The 19,175-nt window shown below is 44.2% G+C and carries 17 protein-coding genes; 4 read left to right on the top strand and 13 right to left on the bottom strand.

The genetic code is table 11. From position 1 onward, the window contains the following. Nucleotides 1–144: 144 nt before the first annotated feature. The 3 genes from rpsG to AAEY72_RS03215 form a co-directional block, all read right to left on the bottom strand. On the bottom strand, nucleotides 145–618 hold the full coding sequence (rpsG, locus tag AAEY72_RS03225) for a 30S ribosomal protein S7 (RefSeq protein WP_010200608.1): 474 nt from the start codon (nucleotides 616–618) through the stop codon (nucleotides 145–147). 210 nt (nucleotides 619–828) lie between these two features. Next, entirely contained in the window at nucleotides 829–1,203 is a 375-nt protein-coding gene (gene rpsL / locus AAEY72_RS03220; protein WP_010200611.1) for a 30S ribosomal protein S12, read from the bottom strand. Nucleotides 1,204–1,613: 410 nt separating this feature from the next. Then, nucleotides 1,614–2,765 (bottom strand): EcsC family protein, encoded by a 1,152-nt coding sequence (locus AAEY72_RS03215; RefSeq protein WP_352309427.1) that lies wholly within the window; start codon nucleotides 2,763–2,765, stop codon nucleotides 1,614–1,616. 594 nt (nucleotides 2,766–3,359) lie between these two features. Here AAEY72_RS03215 and AAEY72_RS03210 point away from each other — a divergent pair. Both AAEY72_RS03210 and AAEY72_RS03205 read left to right on the top strand, forming a co-directional pair. Beyond that, complete coding sequence (locus AAEY72_RS03210; RefSeq protein WP_352309426.1) at nucleotides 3,360–4,595, top strand: beta-ketoacyl-ACP synthase II; 1,236 nt, start codon at nucleotides 3,360–3,362, stop codon at nucleotides 4,593–4,595. A 3-nt stretch (nucleotides 4,596–4,598) separates the two neighbouring features. Beyond that, a complete protein-coding gene (locus tag AAEY72_RS03205) occupies nucleotides 4,599–6,272 on the top strand; it encodes an anthranilate synthase component I family protein (protein ID WP_352309424.1) in 1,674 nt (557 codons plus the stop codon). Nucleotides 6,273–6,372: 100 nt separating this feature from the next. Here AAEY72_RS03205 and hisC read toward each other — a convergent pair whose 3' ends face one another. The 8 genes from hisC to AAEY72_RS03165 form a co-directional block, all read right to left on the bottom strand. Beyond that, entirely contained in the window at nucleotides 6,373–7,506 is a 1,134-nt protein-coding gene (gene hisC, locus AAEY72_RS03200; RefSeq protein WP_352309423.1) for a histidinol-phosphate transaminase, read from the bottom strand. Nucleotides 7,507–7,593: 87 nt separating this feature from the next. Next, nucleotides 7,594–8,889 (bottom strand): histidinol dehydrogenase, encoded by a 1,296-nt coding sequence (hisD, locus tag AAEY72_RS03195; protein WP_240216889.1) that lies wholly within the window; start codon nucleotides 8,887–8,889, stop codon nucleotides 7,594–7,596. A gap of 285 nt (nucleotides 8,890–9,174) precedes the next feature. Next, entirely contained in the window at nucleotides 9,175–9,870 is a 696-nt protein-coding gene (hisG, locus tag AAEY72_RS03190; RefSeq protein WP_189586767.1) for an ATP phosphoribosyltransferase, read from the bottom strand. A gap of 146 nt (nucleotides 9,871–10,016) precedes the next feature. After that, nucleotides 10,017–11,285, bottom strand: a complete 1,269-nt coding sequence (gene murA, locus AAEY72_RS03185; protein ID WP_194621063.1) for a UDP-N-acetylglucosamine 1-carboxyvinyltransferase — start codon at nucleotides 11,283–11,285, stop codon at nucleotides 10,017–10,019. 117 nt (nucleotides 11,286–11,402) lie between these two features. Then, nucleotides 11,403–11,654, bottom strand: a complete 252-nt coding sequence (locus AAEY72_RS03180; RefSeq protein WP_010200621.1) for a BolA family protein — start codon at nucleotides 11,652–11,654, stop codon at nucleotides 11,403–11,405. Between the two features lie 176 nt (nucleotides 11,655–11,830). After that, entirely contained in the window at nucleotides 11,831–12,811 is a 981-nt protein-coding gene (locus AAEY72_RS03175; RefSeq protein WP_352309421.1) for an alpha/beta hydrolase, read from the bottom strand. Between the two features lie 243 nt (nucleotides 12,812–13,054). After that, complete coding sequence (locus AAEY72_RS03170) at nucleotides 13,055–13,909, bottom strand: BON domain-containing protein (protein ID WP_352309420.1); 855 nt, start codon at nucleotides 13,907–13,909, stop codon at nucleotides 13,055–13,057. A gap of 264 nt (nucleotides 13,910–14,173) precedes the next feature. Continuing rightward, a complete protein-coding gene (locus AAEY72_RS03165; protein ID WP_352309419.1) occupies nucleotides 14,174–14,698 on the bottom strand; it encodes a YraN family protein in 525 nt (174 codons plus the stop codon). 124 nt (nucleotides 14,699–14,822) lie between these two features. Between AAEY72_RS03165 and rsmI the strand changes: the two genes are divergently transcribed. Both rsmI and AAEY72_RS03155 read left to right on the top strand, forming a co-directional pair. Continuing rightward, nucleotides 14,823–15,779 carry a 16S rRNA (cytidine(1402)-2'-O)-methyltransferase gene (rsmI, locus tag AAEY72_RS03160; protein ID WP_352309418.1) on the top strand — a complete coding sequence of 319 codons (957 nt, stop codon included), beginning with the start codon at nucleotides 14,823–14,825 and terminating at the stop codon, nucleotides 15,777–15,779. Nucleotides 15,780–15,831: 52 nt separating this feature from the next. Beyond that, on the top strand, nucleotides 15,832–16,851 hold the full coding sequence (locus tag AAEY72_RS03155) for an adenosine kinase (protein ID WP_189586750.1): 1,020 nt from the start codon (nucleotides 15,832–15,834) through the stop codon (nucleotides 16,849–16,851). Between the two features lie 112 nt (nucleotides 16,852–16,963). Here AAEY72_RS03155 and AAEY72_RS03150 read toward each other — a convergent pair whose 3' ends face one another. Together AAEY72_RS03150 and nfuA are read right to left on the bottom strand one after the other, a co-directional pair. Then, the gene (locus AAEY72_RS03150) at nucleotides 16,964–18,238 is read right to left on the bottom strand and encodes an O-acetylhomoserine aminocarboxypropyltransferase/cysteine synthase family protein (protein ID WP_352309607.1); all 1,275 of its coding nucleotides are present in this window, start codon (nucleotides 18,236–18,238) and stop codon (nucleotides 16,964–16,966) included. A 228-nt stretch (nucleotides 18,239–18,466) separates the two neighbouring features. Then, nucleotides 18,467–19,147 carry a Fe-S biogenesis protein NfuA gene (gene nfuA / locus AAEY72_RS03145; protein WP_352309417.1) on the bottom strand — a complete coding sequence of 227 codons (681 nt, stop codon included), beginning with the start codon at nucleotides 19,145–19,147 and terminating at the stop codon, nucleotides 18,467–18,469. Between the last annotated feature and the right edge of the window lie 28 nt (nucleotides 19,148–19,175).

Raw genomic sequence — 19,175 nt, 5'->3', positions numbered from 1 at the left:
TCCAGATTATGTGAGTATTTTATTATCTTACGATGAAAAAATGTCAATAACCTGATGAGGATGGCGGCAATCAATAGAATAAATAATTAACTAGCATAAACTATTGCTTTAAAACCACTCTTAACAAGTGGTATAAAAAATAGTCTAGAAACGGTAATGAGAGAACGCTTTGTTAGCATCTGCCATACGGTGAACTTCGTCACGCTTCTTCATAGCGTTGCCTTTGCCGTCAGCGGCATCATTCAATTCGCCAGCCAAACGCAAAGCCATTGATTTTTCAGAACGCTTAGCAGCAGCTTCAGCTAACCAACGCATAGCCAAGGCAGTACGACGGGAGGGGCGTACTTCCATTGGTACTTGATAGGTAGCACCACCAACACGGCGAGCTTTTACTTCTACCATTGGGCGTACATTCTCTAAAACTTCTTCAAAGAAAGATACTGGATCTTCGATTTTACGTTTTTCACTAACTGTCTCAAGGGCACCGTAAACGATACGCTCAGCAGTAGATTTTTTACCATGACTCATTACATGGTTGATGAATTTTGCAACAGTTTGGCTACCAAACTTAGGATCCGGTAGGATCTCACGGGTAGCAACGACGCGACGTCTTGGCATAATAAATTTCCTTGTCTTCAGGAGTGTCCAACATTCACAACATCATACTCGTCATCATAGGACATAGTAATGAGTTGTCAGTTAGCCTTACTGCATGGTGGTATGTTTAGGTGTAGCTAGCCAATATAAAGTAATTTATATTAACCAATACTACTGTTGACACCAAACCCATGCACAGTTATTGGGTGATGCAAATAAGCTAAGCTAATATTAAGCTTTAGGCTTCTTGGCACCATACTTAGAACGACCTTGTCTACGGTCTTTAACGCCTGCGCAATCTAGTGCACCGCGAACAGTGTGATAACGTACACCTGGTAGATCTTTTACACGACCACCGCGGATAAGAACAACACTGTGCTCTTGTAGGTTATGACCTTCGCCGCCGATGTAGCTTGATACTTCATAACCTGAAGTCAAACGTACACGACATACTTTACGCATGGCTGAGTTAGGTTTTTTAGGCGTGGTAGTATATACACGAGTACATACACCGCGACGTTGTGGGCACGCTTGCAACGCAGGAACTTTTGACTTTTCCTTGATGGTTTTGCGACCCTTGCGAATCAATTGGTTAGTTGTTGCCATAAGGCATCCTTCTCCCGTTTGGTATAAAACAAAAAAATGGGGAAATGCACCATCGATCTGACGCAATTCGCAGATTTCGGCACACCCATTTTTAGGACAGTATATTATAAAGAGTTGTTGCTGCTAATTCAACCACTTATGAGTTGTTTTACTTTACAACATTCGATATATATGCATTAAGCCTACCACTATAACACTTTATCTGTTCTGCACTGATAAATAGCTGAAAAACAAGACGTTAAATACGGTGGTGTTCGCAGACTTACATACTATGAACACAAGCATTATCAATAAAAGGTGTTTAGAGATAGATACCTGGCAGTTCGTGACGATTAAATGGCGATATTATCTTACTTTTCAAGACAGCTAAGACAATATCGCTACATTTAAATATGGATGGTTGTTTCAATTTACTTATTTTGCTTATCTGCTGCTTTGTCTGTGCTTTTTGATTTACTGTCTGACGATTTGTTTGAGTTGTCTTTTTTGCTCTCTTTGTCTTCTGAGTCTTTGCGCTCATCGTTGCTTTTATCATCAGCATTTTTGCTATCAGTACTTTTATCAGCACCTTTCTCATCATTACTGGCGGGTTTGCTCACCTCTTCCTCGCTACCGCTATCATCGGTAATCGCACGATTGGCAAGTTTGGCTTCTGGGGCAAAAGTCGCTTGCGCCACACCGATCACTTCGTCAATGAGTTGGCTGTTATAACGCATGCCTACCACTACCGCAGTGCCTGGTAAAAAACGACGTATCCATGATAAATTAATCTGATCAAGATCGATACCTACCTGACTGGCAATATTGTCTACTTGTTCAGCATAGAAATTCACATTTTTGTTTTTAAGGCCTAGGTTTTTAAGCTCACTATGCAGACCATTGCTTTGCGCGTTGTCCAGCAAGCCTTTACCGATACCAATACCAGCAAGCAGCGCTTGTTTTTCTTGCATCTTACTTAGGTCAGCGTTAGCAAGCAGCTCATACGCCATCTTGACGCCTTGCTTGCCTGTCAACGGCTTATTATAAACCGCAGCCAATTGATAAACAGTACGCAAAGACACTAGCAATAACCATAAAGTATCAGCCAGCAAACCTGGTAATCCAGCCAAGCCCGTTAAGCCACCAATCGTAGCAAGCGCACGGTTTTGATTGGCAATATCGGTCGCCAGTGCATAACGCTCTTCATCGTCTAGACTTGCAACGCTAGCAAAACGATGCTCATTGGGCAGGTCAATTTGACTCCAAGTAGCGGCGAGCTTAGCAATTTGCGCAAAAGCGCCATCAACTGTCGATTGAAATAGGCTATTCGGCACTACTTTTTTGGCATACTTACCATAGGTGGCAAAACGAGTGCCTAATAATTGCTGAGTCGCCTTTAGGGTTTGTTCACGAAATAAATCTTGCTGATAGTCTTCATCACCTAAATCTACCGCTTTATAATGACTCGGTTTACCCGTCTTTGCATTCATGCTATCAATCGCTGCACCCATACGTTCTAGGTTGTTGCGAGCAAAATAGCCAATAGTATTGATACCCTTAGAGAGAGTGCTACGCTTTGCCATCGTTATGTCCTTAATATGATGATTGGTCATTTTTTATAGTAGTAATGAATGGGTCATTTTAGCCAATTAGGCAAACAGCTGTCAGTGCGAACAATGTTATCGCTCTCACAAATTTTGTATCTAAAAGTACAGCTTATTCGTAGTTATCGACCTTTTCCTGCGTCTCTGCCCTACTTTTATCTGTATAAAAATAGCGGTATCTTAACAGCTAAACCCACGATTATCATATCGCAAAAAAGTCTGTCATGGCTACTTTTAACCGCAATCAATGTTTTGTGGTTATTTTGCACTTATCCAAAGATTTTGAACCCTTGATACGTTATCATATGACATAGGCTAAGGCATTAGCTGGCAATCATGTATTTGGTTCTATGATGATAAAAAGAATCACTTTAAAGAAACCTTTAGAAGTTAAGTAGCCTTTAAAATTTAAAAAACTTTTTAGAGTTAACATTTATTTAATTGTCTAGACTACCTTTAACCAGCTGCTGCTATCATAAAACAGCCATGCCAACCGCTACATAATAGAATGATGGACTCAAAAGCGATTATTAAAGGTAATTATCAAAAATCGTTATTAATAAGGAATAGAATATGCGCCGCGTTGTTATCACTGGAGCAGGGATTGTCTCTTGTATCGGACATGACTTAGCCACGGTTACTGCCGCTCTTAAGCAAGGGCAGTCTGGCATTACATTTAATGACTCTTATGCTGAACATGAATTTAAATCACACGTTAGTGGCAGTATCGATAAAGCAGAACTCGACACCTCCGCTATAGATCGTAAGTTAAAGCGCTTCTTTAGTGATGCCAGCCTTTATGCATATGTCAGCGCCCTAAATGCGATTGAGCACGCTGGCTTATCGCTTGAGACTATCAATAGCAATCCACGAGTGGGCGTCGTAGCCAGCTCGGGTGGTGCATCGACAGAAAATATCGTCAATGCGATAGATGCGATGCGTGAAAAAGGTCTACGCGGTGTCGGTGCGATGGCAGTACCAAAAACCATGGGCAGCTCGGTATCCGCCGCATTAGCCACTGGTCTAAAAATTCAAGGAGTGTCCTACTCTCTTGCCTCTGCTTGCGCGACGTCAACCCACTGTATTGGCCATGCCGCTGAGCTTATTCAATTAGGCAAAGCTGATATCGTCCTCGCTGGTGGTAGTGAAGCGGAACACTGGACGCAGTCTTGTATGTTTGATGCGATGGGCGCAGTGAGTACACAGTATAATGACACGCCAGAACTTGCCTCAAGAGCTTATGACAAAGACCGTGATGGTTTTGTGATTGCTGCTGGTGGCGCGATGGTTGTTGTAGAAAGCCTAGAACATGCTCAAGCACGCGGTGCCAATATATTGGCTGAAATCGTCGGCTACGGTGCCAGCTCTGATGGTGCAGAAATGGTCGCACCAAGCGGTGAAGGCGCAGTACGCTGTATGCAGCAAGCACTAGCCGAAGCTGGTCTAGAAAGCGTCGATTATATCAACAGCCATGGTACGAGTACGCCACTAGGTGATATCACTGAGCTTAAAGCGATTGCTAAAGTATTCGGTAATGATGTCAGCAAAGTACCGCCTATCAGCTCGACCAAATCGATGACCGGTCACAGCTTAGGTGCTGTTGGTGCTCAAGAATTAATCTATTGCCTATTGATGCTACAAGAAGGCTTTATCGCGCCAAGTATTAATGTTGAAAATTTAGACCCTGCGGCTGAAGGCTTTGATATCGTCACCGAAAAACGTGATGCCAATCTCAAAACCTTGATGAGTAATAGCTTTGGCTTTGGTGGTACGAATGCTACCTTAATTATCAAAAATTTTGACGCGTAAACTATGCCCGTAGAAAATCATAAGAATACTGAGCAGACAGTTTCTGCCCTATCGCCAGCTACTCAACCTAGCTGGCGTTTTGGTGAGCTAATGGCTGCCGAATTGATACCACAACTGCAAAGTCATCTAATAGCAAAAGATACTGAAGCCAACTGGCAATTGGTTTGGCTAAATAATGATGACCGACCAGTGATTGGTTTGCTCCCTAAAGTAAGCTGGTCTGTCCACTATGATGCTGCCAATAATAAGCCAACTGACGATCCGTCAGGCGCTTATAAAGTTATTAAAAATTGCCGTGGTTCTTGTCTTGATGATAGCCCTACGTCAACAACGACATATATGAGCTATGCTAAATGGCAGGATGAATTAATTGCTTATAGCCAAGCTTGTGAGGATGCTAATAAAGACTCAAAGCCAGCAAGCGATGTAAATGAGAAGCCAAGTTATCATCATGGTCTGATAGGCTTTATCGGTTATGATATTGCTGCTCATGAGCTCAGCCCAGCTGCAAATATCGAGCTGGCAGCGCAGCCTTGTGCGGTACTAGGTCATTATGATATCTACCTAACTCCGTCTGATAAAGAAAATGGCTGGGGACTAAATACACTAGGTTTAAATACTGATAGTGAGGCAACAGACGCAACACTATCAGCGCTTATATCGTACTTAGACATGCTAGACCATGAATTATTCAATAGAAAAAAACCCTCTAATGACAGTGCATCATCGTTAGCGCCCTTAATATTGAACGAGCGATGGCATAAAAATGATTATCAAAGGGCTTTTGCAAAAACCCAAGATTATCTACAGCAGGGTGACTGCTATCAAATCAATCTGACCCAAGAGTGGCAAGGTTCTTTTGATAACAACCTCAACAATGATGACATTTTACCAACGCTTATTGATTATTTACCTGCCCTACATCGGAATACAAAGGCTCCCTTTGCAGGGTATTTGGCCGCCCATCATTTTAACCATGACATCAAAGACCTTACGTCACTGCATCCGTTCGAATTATTAAGCTGCTCACCTGAGTTATTTTTTACTTTTACAAAAGACACTAACACCAGCAAACATCATATTCGCACCAAACCGATCAAAGGAACGATGCCGCGCGGATTGAATACTGCACAAGATAATGCTTATAAACAGCAACTGATTGATAGTGAAAAAGATCGTGCCGAAAACGTTATGATCGTTGATTTACTGCGCAATGATTTGGGTAAATATGCCAAAACTGGTAGCGTCAAAGTGCCACAGTTATTTGCGATTGAGACCTTTAGCAATGTGCATCATATGGTTAGTACCATCACGGCTGAGTTAAAGCCAGATACTCATCCATTAGCCGTGTTATTTGGCAGTTTGCCTGCTGGCTCTATTACCGGCACACCAAAAAAGCGGGCGGTTGAGATTATATCTGAACTGGAAACTGCACCGCGTGGTGCTTATTGTGGCACCATGGGTTATATGAACTTTGATGGTAGTGGTCAATGGAATGTACTCATTCGCACGTTGCAAGCAAATGAATCGTTGAGCGGCGCTAGAGAAGTCAGTTTATGGGCAGGTGGTGGTATCACTGTCGCTTCTGATTGTGATGCTGAATATCAAGAATGTCTCGATAAGGTAGGTAATCTGTTAAGTGTCTTAAGTCAAGAACATCTCTATAAACACACTTAAGCGTCACTCAAAAAGACGACTAAAAAAATCCTGCTAACGTTATGTTGAGCAGGATTTTTTATTAATACAATTTCAAACCATCAAAACCGCGAACGAGATATTAATCAGCAACGATTTCAGCCTTTTTCTGTAATACTTGCAAAGCCTCGATTAAACGATTGTTTTGCTCAGCTGTACCGGTCGTAATACGCAAGTACTCACTGATGCGCGGTTTGTCAAAATGACGGACGATGATGCCTTGCTCTCGTAATGCATTCGCTACCGCACTCGCATTGCCCTCTTTTGGACGCACAAATACAAAGTTGGCATGTGACGGCAGCACTTGATAATCCAATGCCACTAAGTCCGCTGTTAGTGACTCACGCAGATCAATAACCTGCTGACGCGTTTGCTCAAAATATTCAGTATCTAAGACACTGGCCGTCGCCCCGGCTTGCGCCAGTTTATCGAGTGGATAGCTATTAAAGCTATTCTTCATGCGTGTCAGTGCTTCGATTAATGAGATATTTCCAAAGGCCATACCGACGCGTAAACCCGCGAGTGAGCGTGATTTCGAAAAGGTTTGCGTCACAAGAATGTTGTCAAACTCATTGATCAAGCTCACTGCTGAAATTTCTGAATCTGAGCTGCCATCAGCTGCCCCAGCAAAATCAATATACGCCTCATCAATCACAATCACTGCATTAGTGTGCTCGCCCGCCAACTTACGAATGGCGTCAAGCGATAATAATAAACCGGTTGGCGCATTAGGATTGGCAATGATGATACCGCTGCAAGGCTGACGATATGCATCAGGGTCGATACTGAAATCCTCTTCTAGCGCAATTTGTATCAAATCGATACCAAAAGTCTGCGCATATACAGGGTAAAAACTATAACTGATATCAGGGGCTAAAACAGGACGCTCTTTTAGGAAAAAACTGGCAAAAACGAGTGCCAACACTTCGTCTGAGCCGTTACCGACAAAGACTTGGTTTGCTTCAATACTATAAAGCTGTGCCAATGCGGCACGCAAATCATCAGATTCGGGCGCAGGATACAAGCGTAAATCATCTGCTTGCTGCTCTAAGACTTTTGCGATTGCCTCCCCTACTTTCGGGGAAGGTGGGAATGGGTTTTCATTGGTATTTAATTTACATAAATTGTCGTGTTGCGGCTGCTCACCAGGGACATAAGGTGACAAGTTACGCGCTTTAGATGACCAAAGTCTGGTATCTACCTTTGACTCACTCATAAATTATCCTAAAATTAGCCATGAAGACTATTAAAAGTAAATGTCTAAAAAAATGTCAAAAACAACTCTTCAACCATCCAAACTATCTTACTGATAACGATAGCGAGCTGAACGTGCATGGGCTTCTAAGTCCTCACGCTGCGCTAAGATATCTGCCGTTTCAGCCAATGGCTTGCTGCCTGCTTCACTACAATAAATAATCGAAGACTTCTTTTGGAAATCATAAACGCCGAGTGGCGAAGAAAAACGTGCGGTGCCAGATGTTGGCAACACATGATTGGGCCCTGCGCAATAGTCACCAATCGCTTCAGGCGTGTGACGTCCCATGAAAATAGCCCCAGCATGACGAATGTCACTTAATAGCGCATCAGGATTATCAACAGACAACTCTAAATGCTCAGGGGCAATACGATTAATGAGCGCCAACCCTTCAGCTCTATCTTTTACTAGTATCAACGCACCACGGTTTTTTAGCGAATCACGAGCGATATCAGCTTTTGGTAATTCTGCAAGTGCTTTTTCAATTTCAGCGGCCACTTCTGCGAGCTGCTGTTCACTAGTCGTGACAAAGATGGCTTGGGCGATACGGTCATGCTCAGCTTGTGACAATAAATCCATGGCTAGCCAATCAGCGCGATCTTGCGCCTCACCTTCTGCATAGACCAATACTTCAGAAGGGCCAGCAATCATATCAATACCAACTTGCCCAAATACCGCACGCTTCGCCGCTGCCACGTACTTGTTACCAGGTCCGGTGATTTTATCTACCGCTGGAATCGTTTCAGTACCGTATGCCAATGCCGCCACTGCTTGCGCACCGCCGATGGTAAAGACACGGTCAACTTGTGCCAAATGCGCCGCTGCCAATACCAATGGATTGAGTATACCTTTAGGCGCTGGCACCACCATGATCACTTCATTGACGCCGGCTACTTTGGCAGGAATGGCATTCATCAATACAGAGGATGGGTAAGACGCCAGACCACCGGGTACATAGATACCGACGCGATCGAGCGCAGTCACCTTTTGACCCAAGCGATTGCCCAGCTCATCTTCGTATTGCCAAGTTTCTTGTACTTGGCGCTCATGGAAGGTCTGTACCCGTGTCGCTGCCGTCGTCAATGCTGTTTTTACTTTTTCGTCAAGGTTAGCAAACGCCTCAGCAAGCGATTCTTTAGAGAGCTCGAGCTCTTGCATTGTCGTCGCTGGATGCTGGTCAAACTGCTGGGTTAACGCCAATACGACGCTATCGCCATCGTGGCGCACTCGGGCGATGATATCATCAACGGTTTTTAGTAAATCGGCATCATTGACCGTTTCAAAAGCAAGCAACTGTGTCAATTCACTATCAAAACTGGCATCTTGGGTACTTAACTGGCGCATGATCTCATCCTATGTCTGGGCATAAAATACTGCTAAAAAATAAACGATGGAAAAATAAAACCAATGGTATAAATGTGGCAAAAGCTTTCGTCAGCTTATCTATAATTATTTTATTCAGATTATACTGAACACTTACTATTTGACAAGCCAACACAATAAAACCAGTTTAGCATGCTATGTCTATCATAGAGCGCTAAACTGGTTTAAAAATCTGCATGACCATGCTTTATATTATCAATACATACGTCATATTATCGATGATAGGCATCTTTATACATTTCTGTTTTATGAGTTGCTAGCAACACTGTCTTTAAAGCTATCCAAGATCGGCTCAAGTAGTGCAAATTTTCGCTTGTAGCTAACCTGATTGACAATCAAACGTGATGACACATCACAAATATGATCGAGAGCTTCCAGACCATTGGCACGCAATGTATTGCCAGTATCAACCACATCGACAATCAAATCACCCAAACCGACTAGTGGGGCAAGCTCCATCGAACCGTATAGCTTAATGACATCGACTTGCTGACCTTGACTGGCAAAGTAAGCACGGGCAACATTGACATACTTGGTGGCAATACGTAGGCGACGATTGGGCAGTGGCGCATCTTTTACGCCAGCGGTCATCAGCTTGCATTGAGCAATTTTCAAATCAAGCAACTCATAGACATGATTGGCACCATGCTCTAGCAACACATCCTTGCCCGCTACCCCAAAGTCAGCAGCGCCATGTTCAACGTAGGTTGGTACATCGCTGGCACGCAGAATCAAAACGCGCACATTAGGATTTGAGGTCGGGAAAATAAGTTTGCGTGAGGCTTCAGGATCTTCTAGCAACTCAACACCAGCTGCGCGTAGCAATGGCATGGTCTCTTCTAGAATACGGCCTTTTGATAAGGCGAGTGTTAAGCCTGAAAACTCATCATTTACTTCGTTTAATAAACCATTACTCGGTAGATTGTTGCTTGCTTCAGTCATAATGACATCGTGTCCATGTACAGTGAGTATCCCCACTAAAGAGGATTTTTTAAATTTATAACGCCAAACGTTCAATTTTATAACGCCAATCCTAACAATAGTTGGCGCTACAAAATCTCATCAGCCAATCAAGCTTAATCGCTGATTTAATCGTTGGTATTGATACGTTCGATATTGACCCCAAGCGCACGCAGTTTTTCTTCAACATGCTCATAGCCACGATCGATATGATAAATACGGTCGATTAAGCTTTTGCCTTCAGCAGTCGCCGCCGCCATCACCAATGACATAGACGCACGTAAATCAGTCGCCATGACAGGGGCGGCTGTGAAGTTTTCGACGCCTTTAACCACAGCCGTATGACCATCTACTTGAATAGATGCGCCTAAACGATTGAGCTCAGGTACATGCATATAGCGGTTTTCAAAGATATTTTCGATAAAAGTACTGGTGCCATTCGCCAAGCAAGCAATCGCCATGACTTGCGCTTGCATGTCAGTGGGAAAGCCAGGGTGTGGCTGGGTACGGATATCAACAGGCAGTGGACGACCTTTCATTTGGGCGCGAATCCAATCATCGCCACTGGTAATCACGGCACCCATGTCTTCGAATTTTTCTAACACAGGCGTTAATAATAGTGCAGAAGTGTTTTTGGTCAATACATCGCCGCGAGTCATCAACGCGCCAGCAAGGTAAGAGCCAGTTTCGATACGATCTGGCACCACTGAATACTCACAACCGTGCAAGCGTTCAACGCCTTCGATAGTCATGATAGAAGTACCAATACCGCTTATTTTGGCACCCATCGCGACCAACATATTGGCCAAATCAACCACTTCTGGCTCAAGCGCACAGTTACCCAAAACAGTCGTGCCCTTGGCTAAAGCCGCTGCCATAATGACGTTTTCAGTACCGCCAACGGTCACCATGTCAAAAGAGTAGTTACAGCCAATCAGCTTGCCACCTTTTGGCGCTTGTGCTTTTACATAGCCATTCTCGACACTAATCTCAGCACCCATCGCCTCAAAGGCTTTTAGATGTTGGTCGACAGGGCGCGACCCAATCGCACAGCCACCGGGCAATGAGACTTCTGCCTCGCCAAAACGTGCCAGCAATGGCCCAAGGACTAAAATCGAGGCACGCATGGTCTTTACCAAATCATACGGTGCATAGAAGTTATCGATATTCTTGGTATCACAAGTGACAGTATCGTCCTGCTTTTGGATTTTGATACCCATGCCACCGATCAATTCAATCAACGTCCGCACATCTTGTAATGAGGGCACATTGTGCAATGTCGTTGGGGTCTCGGCCAATATCATAGCTGCCAATAATGGCAAAGCAGCATTTTTGGCGCCTGAGATAGTGACTTCCCCTGCGATACGACTACTACCAGTGATTAAAAATTGATCCATAGAAGTGACAACCTAGCGATGAGTATTAAAAATAGTGAAAATCAGACTTATCGAACCAATCATTGTAATAATTGTTAAAACAATCAGTTCTGTACAAGCCAATCGTATATAAAAAATTTAACCTTTTGACTGAACATCCCATTCAGCAGGTGTCAGCGCTTGAATATTGAGTGCGTGAATATCACCACTGGCAATCTTGTCATTGACTAACGCATAGATCGCTTGCTGACGTTGCACGGCGCGTTTGCCCTCAAAACTGGCATCAACCACGCGTACATCAAACTTATTACCTTGATTGGCAGCTTGAATAAAAGCGTCTGGGAAGTGAGTCTGTAAAAATGCAATCAAATCGTCAGCGTTCATGCTCATAAAATATTCTGCCTTAAAGTTTCAGATAGGGTATAGAGGTAAAGTGACGACATTATAACAAGAGTTGAAGCATCTTACAGTACTGTCTTACGCAACTGCGCCTAAGCAATCCAGCCAGCACTAACAACACGGTTAAATGCCAAATATTTAAATAGGCGCAGTATGAGCAGACCTGACTATTTAAGCTTTTTATCCAAGTACGTTAATACTTGCGCACGCACATCATTGACCCACCGTAGCGGCGGTGCCATGGCACCGATACTGGTGGCATGGCTAGCCCCTTTGATTTCACCGTTTTCCACAGTAACACCCGCCTCTTGCAGCGCTTTGGTCATTTTAATCGTATTGGTTGCATACACCACTTTATCTTTTTCGGCAGTCAGCAATAAATATGGCGGCTGCTCACCTTTGATTTGACGATCTGGCATTACCTCGTCTGGTGTGGCATCAGCAGCAAAGGCTGTTGCGCTGTCAAATTTACGAAAGTCATAACTATAAGGACCAGCAATACCGACAACCGCTTTAATGTCTTTTGGCTTAACACCATAAGGCGCTAAAAAATCCTCATTGGCAACAGCAGCAACCGCATTGAATGCACCTGCAGAGTGTCCAACCACCGCCAAGCGCTTTGGATCGGCATGCAGACTGGTTGCATTGTCGATGCTCCAAGCAATCGCTTGTGCCGCATCTTCGACATAATCAGGATAAACATGTTCAGGTGCTTTACGATAATTAATCACGGCGGTGACATAGCCTGCCTGCGCCAAGCTTTGACCGACAAAGGCATACTGTTCTTTATTACCACTCTCCCACGAACCACCATGGACGAAAACCACCATTGGATAACTGTCGTTGATAGCGCTTTGGGCTTTCATCGCTTGTGCCAATGGCTTGGGATAATAAATATCTAAGTCTTGCGATGGCTCATCACCATATAGAATGTTTTTACTGACCCCAACGCCGCCACTTGACGTAATACCATTGACCACAGCAAGTGGTGACAAAGCTTGTGCATTTTGGGCAGCGAGTACAATGCCGCCTATCGCCAATGCAGCAGTAACGCCTGCCCCTGAGAGTTTGAGCGTGCGGGCTTTAATATTTGGTTGTTCGGTATTGCATGAATCAATAGCTGGAGCGCGCGTGCTTGAATCCTTCATAGCCAGTATTCCTATTATATTTATTTTCAATCAACAATGGATTGCCTTATAACAGCCGTATGGGTTCTGTACTTCATTCACCATAAAACATAACGACGTTTTGTGATGAATGAGCCTCACGCTGTCACAGTTGTTTTTTACTTTTTATATCTTACTGGCTGGCTGAAGCATTATCGTGCTTTTACTGTTGCCACTGTTTAGGATTATTGTGATTACTTAACAGTGCGCTTATTGATTAAATACTTATTGACCCTGATAAAGATCAATATAAGGGCTGGATGACGGCTGATTAACCGACTCCCCTTCCTCTGTTATGACAATAGGTGTCGCAGTACTAGTAGCATTAGGCGTCACAGTGTTGTTTACATTAGGGTTAGCGTTAGACGCTACATTAGAGTCAATAGCAGGCACCATCGTAGGATTGGCCAAATTATTTTCATACATAATATCGTCTTCAGCCAACTTCACCCCTCTATCATCGACGACGGTGGTCAGCAATACCAGCTCTGTAATACCGATTGTGTCGTTAGCGATATCAATCAGATGGCTTTGTTGGGTAGGCGTCATGCGCCCCATAATATAGACCACACCATTATCAGTCACCGCTTTGATTTGTGAGGCTTTGACGCCGTCATTCGCTGCGACTTTTGCCAATAGCTTTGAGGTAATATAACCATCGTGAACGGTTGAGCTATAACCCTTCGAGGCACTAACATTCAGCTCGTTGTAGACACGGCGCACATCTGGCATGGAGCTGACAACTTTTTCGACTTCTGCTTTGATTGCCTCAGTTGGCACTTCGCCTGTCAATAACACTTCACTGTTAAAACTATCAATACCCATACGGCTGATTTGCTGAAGGTCTTCTTTGAGCCCATAAACATTAATTTTGACCGTATGCTCAATACTACGATCGAGCAAACGCTGTGGAATCGTGCGCTCGGTCATCGGCACGCCATAGGTACCCTCGGTACTATTGGTCAGATAATTGGTGCTGCAACCTGTACTGACGAGAACGAAACCAGTTATTAGCATAACGCCTATCGCTGTGCGACGTGATGAACCAAAAATAGCAGTGCGCAAATGCATCCGTGTCATTATTTACCTCTTAAAGCATGATGGTGACGATTGTATGAGATCAATTGGTTTAGCCGTTTTAACTGAGTAACTCTCAAATATCAAATATCAAATATCAAAATAAGAATTATCGACTGAGTAATCGCTAACGTCGTTGTTTCTACGACTAGCCATTTTCTTTCAATCACTTTACTTAATTTTTACGGTGGGCGGTTAGGTTTTTGGTAACGATAACATGGGGTCGTACTTTCTTTGCCTGTTTGCTAACACAGTCAAAACGCACTATTACCATGCGCTGGCTATAAAAGCGCCTTTTAGCCATTCTGTCTGACTCTTCAATTTATTCGTAAAATCCCTGTTATTTTTATCCGTATTATTTACAGCAATGCTGTGAGTATTAACCTTATTCGTATCATAAGCAATCACATCAAAGCGGCACTCATAATGACTATACTCAGGGTGCACTTGTAAAAAATAACGAGCCGTCTTTATAATTTTACGTTGTTTGCTTGCCGTGACGCTAAGCGCGGCGTCACCAAAACCTGAATGCTGACGCTGACGTACTTCAATAAATACCAGCGTCGACCACGCCTGCCCCGTCTCTAGCATTATTAAATCTAACTCACCAACTTTAGGCTGCTGCCAGTTTTGTGCAATCAGCTGTAATCCTTGCGCTTGTAAAAACTCACACGCTCGTTGTTCAAAGCGGCTGCCTTGGCGCTGTTTTGGTGAAGTAAGGGTCAAAGGTTTATGATCTGCCATAGCATCCATGGGTCTGGTCAACATTTCATAATTATCATAGCACAACATGCTAAACTAACCACTTTTGCGCCCTTTTGTCATTATTGATTGTTCGCTATTTACCTGAACGATATATGATAAATGCCAGCGCCACCTTATTTTTTAATTCCAGTTTTTAATACTTCGAGGTTTTATGTCTACCCCTACTGCGATGCCAGCTTGCCTATATATCGTTGCCACGCCGATTGGCAATCTTACCGATATGACACCGCATGCGGTTGATATCTTAAAGCAAGTCGCTATCATTGCCTGCGAAGACACCCGCACATCAGGTAAGCTGTTGTCGCATTTTGGCATCGACACTAAAGATAAAAAAAGCAGTAAAACGGACGATACCAAAGCGCCAGCCACTCATAATAACTTGGATGATTCTGAGGCTGTAGGCAAGCAAAAAGGACACAATAAGCTTTGGGCATACCATGAGCACAATAGCGCCATTCAAACGCCTAAAATTATTGAGATGATTCAGCAAGGTTATTCGGTCGCCTTAATCAGTGATGCCGGTACGCCGCTGGTCAGTGACCCTGGCTATCAATTGGTGCAAGCTGCCCATGCTGCTGGGGTTACTGTGTCGCCTATCGTTGGCGCTTCTGCGGCGATTGCTGCATTGTCTGTAGCGGGATTACCGTCAGACCGTTTTAGCTTTATTGGTTTTTTACCAGCGAAAACCCATGGTCGCCAAAAACAACTGAGTGCCCTCACCTCGCGTACCGAAACATTGATATTTTATGAAGCACCGCATCGTATTATTACCAGCTTAGAAGATATGACGACGATATTTGGCGCAGATCGTGACGTGGCTTTTTGCCGCGAATTGACCAAAACCTTTGAGACCGTCCGTAAGAGTACGCTAGGCGAGTTGGTTGAGTTTGTCAAAGCAGATGATAATCAGCAGCGTGGCGAAATAGTCGTGGTGGTCGCTGGCGTTGATGCGGCACAAGATACTGACGATATCAGCATCCATGACAAATTATTGCAAAGATTGTTAGAGGATTTATCGGTCAAAAAAGCCGCTGCATTGGCGTCCGATATTACGGGTGTCAAAAAGAATGCCCTCTATCAGCGTTTGCTTGATCTACAAGCTGAATGACTTTCGAATATAAAAGATAAGCGTTTATAATTTAATTGAGGAGAAGTGAGCAATGTACGATGTAATGGCGATAGGGAATGCCTTGGTTGACCACGAATATGTGCTATCTGATGCAGCGTTGGAAGAGACAGAGTTGACCAAAGGCAATATGACCTTGGCAGGTATCGAAGAGCAGCAGCAACTATTGGCCTACTTCCAACTTGCACAAATTGCGCCATCAAAACAAGCGGGTGGCGGCTCAGCAGCCAATACCATGTACGCCTTTGCCAGTTTAGGTGGCAAGCCGTTTTATGCTTGCCGTGTGGGCGATGATGATCAAGGCGCCTTTTACCTCAGGGACTTGCACGAAGCAGGCGTGGCCACCTCAGACAAATCTATCCATGAAGGCGGTGTAACTGGATCTTGTGTGGTTGCCGTTACAGAAGATGGTGAACGCACCATGCAGACTTATTTAGGCACCTCAAGCGATATTGTCGCTGATAACGTCGATTTTGATGCGCTAACGCAAGCAGATTGGTTATACCTAGAAGGCTATTTGGCCATGTCCGAGGGCATCCAGCCAGCAATGACTCAGTTACGTCAGCAAGCTGGCATTCATAATGCAAAGATTGCGGTGAGCTTCGCTGATCCAGCGGTGGTTAAATTTGCCAAAGACGGTTTGCTCAATATGCTGGGCAATAAAGTGGCGGTGATATTTTGTAATAGTGAAGAAGCCAAGCTCTTTACGGATAAAAAACAAGTCAAAGCAGCCGCGCGTGCCTTACTTGAGCATTGCCAAATTGCGGTAGTGACGGATGGCGAAAAAGGCGCTGTTATCGCTCATAAACCTGATGCCGAGTCAGAGATTGTGGTATATGATATTGCTACGCCAGTCGTTGCCAATGTCATCGATACCAATGGGGCTGGCGACAACTATGCGGGGGCGTTCTTATACGCATTATCGCAGCAGTACACCTTACCAGAATGTGGTCATCTTGCCAGCGAAGTGTCCGCACAAGTGATTCAACAATTTGGCCCACGACTCATGCCGCAGGATTATAAAGAGATTGCCAAACGGGTACTGTCCGCTTAATCTCTAAACATATTTTAGGACATCACAACCCTAATAAAAAAGCCCATATCGAATCGATATGGGCTTTTTCTTTTGCAAATTATTTAGTTTTAATAAATCAAAAACTTGGACATTAAGCCGAGGCTAGAGCTTGCTCTAAATCGGCTTTGATATCATCGATATGTTCAATACCAATCGATAGACGCACCATATCAGTACTCACGCCAGCATTGGCAAGTTCTTGCTCGTTTAGCTGACGATGAGTCGTGGTCGCTGGATGACACGCCAATGATTTGGCATCACCAATATTGACCAAGCGCGTAATCAACTGCAACGCGTCAATAAAGCGCGCCCCAGCTTCAAGACCACCTTTTACCCCAAAGGTCAAAATAGCTGAGGGCGTACCCTTCATGTATTTCTTTGCAAGCTCGTGCTCAGGATGATCTGGCAGACCCGCATATTTTACCCAAGCAACTTTATCATGGTCTCGCAGATACTCAGCCACTGCTTGCGCGTTCTGTACATGACGCTCCATACGCAAGCTCAGCGTCTCCATACCCTGCAAGATACCAAAAGCATTTAATGGGCTAAGTGCCGCGCCAGTATTACGCAGCGGTGCCACGCGAGCACGAGCGATAAAGGCCGCTGCACCAACGTCCTTGACGAAGTTCACACCGTGATAACTGTGATCTGGCGTGTTCAGCAATGGGAAACGCTCAGGGTAATCACCCCAAGGGAACGTACCACTATCGACAATCGCACCACCAATCGAGGTGCCCGTACCACTCATATATTTAGTCAACGAATGAATGACAATATCCGCCCCAAACTCAAACGGACGGCAAATCGCTGGCGTGGCAACCGTACTATCAATCACCACCGGCACACCATATTCGTGCGCGATGTCACTGAGTGCTTGAATATCAATAATGTTACCCAGTGGATTACCGATACTTTCAGCAAAGACCATCTTGGTCTTATCATCAATTAAATCACGAATCGCCTCAGGATTTTTGTGATCAAAGAAGCGGACTTCGATACCCTGACGCGGCAAAGCATGGGCAAATAAATTATAAGTACCGCCATACAAGGTCGATACAGCAACGATGTTGTCACCCGCTTCACAGATAGTTTGAATCGCATAAGTGATGGCTGCCATGCCAGATGCTACTGCAAGCGCACCGATACCGCCTTCAAGCGCCGCAACACGCTCTTCTAATACCGCATTGGTTGGGTTCATAATGCGAGTATAAATATTGCCCACGACTTTTAAATCAAACAAATCTGCGCCATGCTGGGTATTATCAAACGCATACGAGCTGGTGTGATAAATAGGCACAGCGACCGCTTTGGTCGTTGGCTCAACACTATAACCGGCATGAATCGCTAAGGTCTCTAAGCGCTGCATTGGTTTTGTGCCGTTATCTAAATTGCTCTCTGGTTGTCCATCACTCATAACAAACTCCTCGGTAGTCACTAAAAAAGCCATCTTATAAATGATAGCCATAAAAAAAAGCTGAGTTAATCATAACCCAGCTTCTTTATGAAAAGAATAGCCAATGTTGGGTTTATTAATAACCACCCAGCATAAGCGACCCTATTTCAATCTACTTCTGATTGTATTGATACTTACCACTTATTTGTAATAAGCATTTTCAGTACGAGTATGATCCGTCTCATCGATGACTTGTGTCAGCTCTGGTATTTGCTGCTTAAGTTGCACTTCGACGCCTTGACGCAAGGTCATATCAACGGCTGAACAGCCTTGGCAACCACCACCGAATTTCAATACAGCAGTGAGACCAACGCCTTCTTCATCAATCAACTCAAGCAACTGTACGTCACCACCATGCGCCGCTAAGCCTGGGTTAATCTCAGACTGTAATACGTAGTTGATACGCTCTTCTACGCTGGCATCAGCACCCACTTTTGGCATTTTAGAGTTTGGCGCGCGGAAAGTTAGCTGACCACCGAAACGATCTTTATTGTAGTCAATGACTGCATCTTCTAAATAAGGGACTGACGACGCTTCAATAAAAGCAGAAAAATCATCGTAGGTAAAACGTAGATCAGCACTGTCTTCTTCGCCCGGTTGGTTATAAGCCATACAGCACTCGGCACGTGGCGTACCAGGATGCTCGACGAAGATACGCACACCGATGCCATCGGTATCTTGCTTGGACAATAAATCGGCCAAATAACCTTGGGCTGACTCGGTAATGGTAATATTACTTTTCGTTTCTGTTTGCTCAGTATCTAGCGCTGATTCATAGTTTGCAGATTGATCTGATTGGCTGGCTTGATTGTGCTCACTCATAATTTTTCCTATGCGTTATGACACAAAC

This window comes from Psychrobacter sp. W2-37-MNA-CIBAN-0211 (genome assembly GCF_040309405.1).
Classification (GTDB): Bacteria; Pseudomonadota; Gammaproteobacteria; order Pseudomonadales; family Moraxellaceae; genus Psychrobacter; species Psychrobacter glaciei.
This window is presented reverse-complemented; position numbering and strand designations above follow the sequence as displayed.

What these genes read in the sequence shown, in the direction of transcription:
- murA (WP_194621063.1), bottom strand. Translation starts at nt 11,285, where the DNA reads ATGGATCAATTTTTAATCACTGGTAGTAGTCGTATCGCAGGGGAAGTC.
- AAEY72_RS03215 (WP_352309427.1), bottom strand. Translation starts at nt 2,765, where the DNA reads ATGGCAAAGCGTAGCACTCTCTCTAAGGGTATCAATACTATTGGCTAT.
- hisD (WP_240216889.1), bottom strand. Translation starts at nt 8,889, where the DNA reads ATGCGCCAGTTAAGTACCCAAGATGCCAGTTTTGATAGTGAATTGACA.
- AAEY72_RS03180 (WP_010200621.1), bottom strand. Translation starts at nt 11,654, where the DNA reads ATGAGCATGAACGCTGACGATTTGATTGCATTTTTACAGACTCACTTC.
- AAEY72_RS03155 (WP_189586750.1), top strand. Translation starts at nt 15,832, where the DNA reads ATGTACGATGTAATGGCGATAGGGAATGCCTTGGTTGACCACGAATAT.
- AAEY72_RS03165 (WP_352309419.1), bottom strand. Translation starts at nt 14,698, where the DNA reads ATGTTGTGCTATGATAATTATGAAATGTTGACCAGACCCATGGATGCT.
- nfuA (WP_352309417.1), bottom strand. Translation starts at nt 19,147, where the DNA reads ATGAGTGAGCACAATCAAGCCAGCCAATCAGATCAATCTGCAAACTAT.
- AAEY72_RS03170 (WP_352309420.1), bottom strand. Translation starts at nt 13,909, where the DNA reads ATGACACGGATGCATTTGCGCACTGCTATTTTTGGTTCATCACGTCGC.
- AAEY72_RS03150 (WP_352309607.1), bottom strand. Translation starts at nt 18,238, where the DNA reads ATGCAGCGCTTAGAGACCTTAGCGATTCATGCCGGTTATAGTGTTGAG.
- rsmI (WP_352309418.1), top strand. Translation starts at nt 14,823, where the DNA reads ATGTCTACCCCTACTGCGATGCCAGCTTGCCTATATATCGTTGCCACG.
- rpsL (WP_010200611.1), bottom strand. Translation starts at nt 1,203, where the DNA reads ATGGCAACAACTAACCAATTGATTCGCAAGGGTCGCAAAACCATCAAG.
- rpsG (WP_010200608.1), bottom strand. Translation starts at nt 618, where the DNA reads ATGCCAAGACGTCGCGTCGTTGCTACCCGTGAGATCCTACCGGATCCT.
- AAEY72_RS03205 (WP_352309424.1), top strand. Translation starts at nt 4,599, where the DNA reads ATGCCCGTAGAAAATCATAAGAATACTGAGCAGACAGTTTCTGCCCTA.
- AAEY72_RS03175 (WP_352309421.1), bottom strand. Translation starts at nt 12,811, where the DNA reads ATGAAGGATTCAAGCACGCGCGCTCCAGCTATTGATTCATGCAATACC.
- hisG (WP_189586767.1), bottom strand. Translation starts at nt 9,870, where the DNA reads ATGACTGAAGCAAGCAACAATCTACCGAGTAATGGTTTATTAAACGAA.
- hisC (WP_352309423.1), bottom strand. Translation starts at nt 7,506, where the DNA reads ATGAGTGAGTCAAAGGTAGATACCAGACTTTGGTCATCTAAAGCGCGT.
- AAEY72_RS03210 (WP_352309426.1), top strand. Translation starts at nt 3,360, where the DNA reads ATGCGCCGCGTTGTTATCACTGGAGCAGGGATTGTCTCTTGTATCGGA.